Source organism: Roseomonas sp. 18066 (genome assembly GCF_902706185.1).
GTDB lineage: Bacteria > Pseudomonadota > Alphaproteobacteria > Acetobacterales > Acetobacteraceae > Pseudoroseomonas.
Window position 1 is genome coordinate 1 of the sequence record NZ_CACSJM010000424.1, and the last position, 388, is coordinate 388.

1 protein-coding gene is annotated in these 388 nt (G+C 56.7%); it reads right to left on the reverse strand.

Going from position 1 to position 388, the window contains the following annotated elements:
* Nucleotides 1-192 precede the first annotated feature (192 nt).
* Nucleotides 193-388, reverse strand: a 196-nt coding sequence (locus GVN67_RS30275) for a hypothetical protein (protein ID WP_235035639.1), incomplete at its 5' end; no start/stop codon positions are given.

Consider the following 388-nt stretch of genomic DNA (forward strand, 5'->3'; position numbering starts at 1 on the left):
GCGGTTAGGGCAGGAGTTCCCACATTCACCCAAAACGTCCCAAGCGTCTTGACCACGTTCCCCACAGCGTCTGCGATTGCCTGGGCCATGTTCTTGACCGCGTCATTGGCACGATCATTCGCCCAGTCTGAAACGACGCATCCAACTTCCCACGGTTTGCAGGGCTGTCCGTTCTCGTTGGCCGGAAGCAAGTTAGACACCCGCCCAACTAATAAAGCCGTTCAGATCAGAGAGCTGTCGTGCTTCTGCCATACCGGTAGCCGGCAGAACCCATTTCCAATCTCCCCCTTGCCACTGCATTGCAACGGGCACTGACCCTACGCTGCCATTTGCTGCTTTGCGGCCGTATTCAATTCCTGAGCGATCGCCGGTGTAGTCCACGAACTTG